The following is a 4,135-nucleotide window of genomic DNA, read 5'->3' on the forward strand; positions in this document are numbered from 1 at the left end:
AGAGCGTCGCCCTTGTAAGGCGAATGGCGAGAGTTCGAGTCTCTCACGCGGCTCCATTCCTATCGGAACTGAGGGATAGCGTCGTCTTATGTCAATGTCAGCGGTCACGTAATTCCCCAGGTTTGAGGGGTTGTCCGTCACGTAATTCCCCACCTGCCGTCACGTAATTCCCCACTCTGGGGCGTGTCGGACGGGGGTTGGGGTGCTGCTCAGGTTCGCTCCGTTCAGGTGCCCCACCCAGGGGACCTGGAAGGGGCCTGAGGTGGCAAGGAGATCGTGGAACGTGACTGACTTCGTGGAGATGTTCCGACACTGGAACGCCGGCCGATCGCAGGTGCAGATTTACGAGGCCCTGGGCGTCGACCGCAAGACGATCCGTAAGTATTTGGCCCCGGCGCTGGCCGAGGGTCTGCGACCGGATCCCGATGGGTCGTTCGATGAGGACCTGTGGCGGGCGCGAATAGTGCGCTGGTTCCCTGAGCTGGTCGACCCGACCGCACGGGCACTGTCCTGGCCGCTGATCGCGGTGCATCACCAATGGATCGAGAAGCAGTTGGCGGTGCCGGTGACGGTGGCCACCATCGCCCAACGGTTGCGCGACGACCACCACGTCGAGGTGTCGGAGTCGACGGTACGTCGTTACATCACAACAGCTTTCGCCGAACGACACCTTGAGGGCAAGGTCACCGTTCCGCGGGGTGCTGTCGAGCCCGGCAGTGAAGCCCAGATCGACTACGGCAAGCTCGGCATGTGGCTGGATCCGGCCTCTGGCCGCCGCGTGGCAGTGTGGGCGTTCGCGATGATCTTGGCGTGCTCGCGGGCCTTGTTCGTCCAACCGGTACTCAAGATGCATCAGGCGTCGTGGAATTCCTCGCATGTGGCGGCGTTCGAGTTCTTCGGCGGTGTCCCGGCGCGACTGGTCTGCGACAACCTGAAAACCGGGGTGCTGCGTCCGGATTTGTATGACCCACAGATTAATCCGGCCTACGCCGAACTTGCCGCGCACTACGACACCTTGATTGATCCAGCGCGTGCCCGAAAGCCCAAGGACAAGCCCCGCATCGAGCGGCCGATGCCCTACATTCGGGACTCGTTCTTCGCCGGCCGAGGCTTCACCTGTCTGGACCAGATGCAGGCCGAGGCGCTCCGGTGGTCCACAGAGGTCTACGGCGTACACAAGCACCGCGGCCTGGACGGCCAGACCCCGATGTCGGTGTTCACCGCGGTCGAGCGGGATGCGTTGATGCCGTTGCCGCAGCGCCGGTTTGAGTCGGTAGTCTACTCAGTGGGCACCCTGGGCTCGGACTGCCACCTCAAGTCCGGCAAGGCGTTCTACTCTGCGCCGTGGCGGCTGATGGGCCAGAAACTGCTGGTGCGCACCGCCGGCAATGTGGTGCAGATCTTCCACGGCGAGGCGGTCGTGGCGACCCATGTGCTGCACCTGTCTGGGCGTTCGACGAACTTCGAGCATTATCCGCCGCAGAAGATAGCGCACACCCTGCGCAACGTGACGTGGTGTCGCACCCAGGCCGAGCAGATCGGTCCTGGTGCCATCGCGGTCGTCGCGGAGTTGTCTGCGATCAACGCTATTCACCGACTGCGTGCCATCCAGGGGATCATCCGACTGCGTGACAAATACGGCGACGCCCGTCTTGATGCGGCCTGTTCTCGCGCACTTGAGGTCGGTGACCCCGAGTACCGCACCGTCAAAGGCATCCTGATCGCTGGTACCGAAGACGGCGAGGGCGCTTTCGTCCACGGCGACGCGCCGATACCTCCGGCGATGCTCCGCGGCCCCGATGCGTTTGACGCCGAGCGCACCGCTTAACCCAACCCCAGCACCTACTCCAGTACGACCAATTCATTTCTACCCCAACAACATCAAACGAAGGAATCTGTCATGACTATTCACGACCCCAGCCTGCGGGCCGCACTCAAGACCCTCAAACTCACTGGCATGCTCGACACCCTCGATGCCCGCCTGGCCCAAACCCGCGACGGGAAACTCGGCCACCTGGAATTCCTCCAGGTGCTCTGCGAAGACGAAATCGCTCGCCGCGACACCGCCGCGCTGGCCCGCCGAATACGGCGCGCCCGCTTCGAACAAGCCAACACCTTTGAGGACTTCGATTTCACCGTCAGCCCGAAACTGCCCGCCACGATGCTGCGCGACCTGTCCGCACTGCGCTGGCTCGACGCCGGTGAGTCAGTGATCCTCTACGGACCCGTCGGCGTCGGCAAAACTCATGTAGCACAAGCACTTGGCCACCAAGTAGCCCGGCGCGGCGGCGACATCCGCTTCGTCAAATGCTCCCGCATGCTCACCGACCTCGCCGGCGGCCACGCTGACCGCACCATCGGCCAACGGATGCGCGAATACACCCGGCCCCTGGTCCTCATCGTCGACGACTTCGCGATGCGCGAGCACACCCCCACCCAAAGCGACGACCTCTACGACCTGGTCTCAGATCGCGCGATCGCCGCCAAGCCGCTGATACTAACCAGCAACCGGGCACCCAAAGACTGGTATCCGTTGTTCCCGAACCCCGTTGTCGCCGAATCGCTGCTCGACCGGTTGATCAACACCAGTCACCAAATACTCATGGACGGCCCGTCCTACCGGCCCCGGAAACGACCCGGGGCCGGTACCACCTGACACCGATCACCAACCCAGCTACGCTCACTCCCAGCAGTCCCGAACCTGGGGAATTACGTGACGGCCGCCCCTGGGGAATTACGTGACCGTCGACAGACGACGTCGCTGGCTACCGAATCAACCAGGATAACGACATTCCCGCCGTCGGCCCGGGCGCTGGGGACCATGATGCCGTCGTGCCCAAGCCAGGCCGCCGCACCGCCTACGCGCTGACACGCCGAGAGGTCATCCCGACTTCCTTGTAGCGCCCATTGGTGAGGTCCACGGCCGATTCCAGCGTGATGAGTAATTCGTAGAGGACTCGACACCGCGGTATGGGGCGAAGCGGTTGGATGTCGATTGCGTGTTGGGCTTCGGCGAGGGCCGTCGAGGCGGCTAGCGAGGTGTAAAAGCCGCAACGCCAGGCGGATTCCACCGCGCTCCCCGGGTATTCGACAATTCCGGTGGATGGTCGTTGAACATGTGCCGCCACACACGACCTTCGAAGGGCTGGGTGCCCAGCCGCTCGATCTGATCGAGAAGGGCAGGGTCGTGGACAGCCATTGCTTAGATGTAGGCACCGTCTCGGAGTTGGTCAATCAACGCGAGAACGGCGTCGGCATCACCGTGGGCAATTCGATCGGCAGGACGCTCACCACCGAGCAGACGGTGTGGGCTAAACAACCACAGCCGGGCCTCGCCAGGCTCGTAGAACTCAGCCAATTGGTCCGTCAGCCATTCCAGTGTGAGCAGCTGCTGCAGCTTGGTTGGCTGTGGCTCCGCGTGTCCTTGCTGCCAGCGAGAAATCGTTTGAGGCGTGGTGTCGAGAAGTTGCGCGATCTCGCGCGAGCGGATACCGGCGCGACTCTTAATGGCATCCAGCCGGACTGCTACTGCACCGGCCACACGACGGGCCTCCATTCCATTACTTAACAAAGATATTAATATATATCTGAACATTATGGCGAACCGGACGACCCTGGCCGCGGTCGAGGAGGTGACACCTCGGCTTCAATCGAGGGTCGGTGCACAACTCTCCCGTCAGGACTTGGCCCGCCGCCGGCGTGCATCAACTTCCCTACCATGTTGTCGAACCCGGTGATCCATCCATTCCAGGATTTCACGGTGATCTGGGGTCAGCCGACGCTCAAACACCTCACCGGTATCCCCGTCCAACCCGCACGCCACCCCCAGCCTCCCCATACCGTTTAGCCGCTTTTACGACGAAATTCCCGGCGGTTCTCCATCGGGCCGTGCGACCGCGACCGCCTTGCACCGGCGTCCTTGTGATCGGACCTGCCCAGTGCGTTCGCGTTCTTGCGCTCCAGCGCTTCGCGGAACTTACGCTTGGTTTCGTCCTCGGCGGTGGAATCCGACTCGGATTGTGATTCGGCCATGACCGGAGGGTAGCGCGGCGACGATGCGGGCGGGAACCGCCCGGGGAGGAGCCGTGCCATCGGGCGTAGCGCGGCGACGATGCGGGCGGGAACCGCCCGGGGA

General features: G+C 63.1%; 5 protein-coding genes. 2 read left to right on the top strand and 3 right to left on the bottom strand.

All coding sequences use genetic code 11. The annotated features are described in order from the left end of the window. Window positions 1-283 precede the first annotated feature (283 nt). Window positions 284-1,828, top strand: coding sequence for an IS21 family transposase (gene istA, locus AC2VON_RS24505; RefSeq protein WP_486955161.1), 1,545 nt, complete (start codon window positions 284-286; stop codon window positions 1,826-1,828). Between the two features lie 72 nt (window positions 1,829-1,900). Beyond that, the gene (gene istB / locus AC2VON_RS24510) at window positions 1,901-2,656 is read left to right on the top strand and encodes an IS21-like element helper ATPase IstB (protein ID WP_486955162.1); all 756 of its coding nucleotides are present in this window, start codon (window positions 1,901-1,903) and stop codon (window positions 2,654-2,656) included. Window positions 2,657-2,709: 53 nt separating this feature from the next. Here istB and AC2VON_RS24515 read toward each other — a convergent pair whose 3' ends face one another. The 3 genes from AC2VON_RS24515 to AC2VON_RS24525 all read right to left on the bottom strand — a co-directional run bounded on the left by AC2VON_RS24515 (window position 2,710) and on the right by AC2VON_RS24525 (window position 4,032). Next, window positions 2,710-3,216 carry an RES domain-containing protein gene (locus tag AC2VON_RS24515; protein WP_486955163.1) on the bottom strand — a complete coding sequence of 169 codons (507 nt, stop codon included), beginning with the start codon at window positions 3,214-3,216 and terminating at the stop codon, window positions 2,710-2,712. After that, window positions 3,203-3,595 carry an antitoxin Xre/MbcA/ParS toxin-binding domain-containing protein gene (locus AC2VON_RS24520; RefSeq protein ID WP_486955164.1) on the bottom strand — a complete coding sequence of 131 codons (393 nt, stop codon included), beginning with the start codon at window positions 3,593-3,595 and terminating at the stop codon, window positions 3,203-3,205. Before AC2VON_RS24520 ends, AC2VON_RS24515 begins: the two co-directional genes overlap by 14 nt. Window positions 3,596-3,843: 248 nt before the next feature. Beyond that, the gene (locus AC2VON_RS24525) at window positions 3,844-4,032 is read right to left on the bottom strand and encodes a DUF5302 domain-containing protein (RefSeq protein WP_486955165.1); all 189 of its coding nucleotides are present in this window, start codon (window positions 4,030-4,032) and stop codon (window positions 3,844-3,846) included. Window positions 4,033-4,135 lie beyond the last annotated feature (103 nt).

Source organism: Mycobacterium sp. TH-M82 (assembly GCF_057473605.1).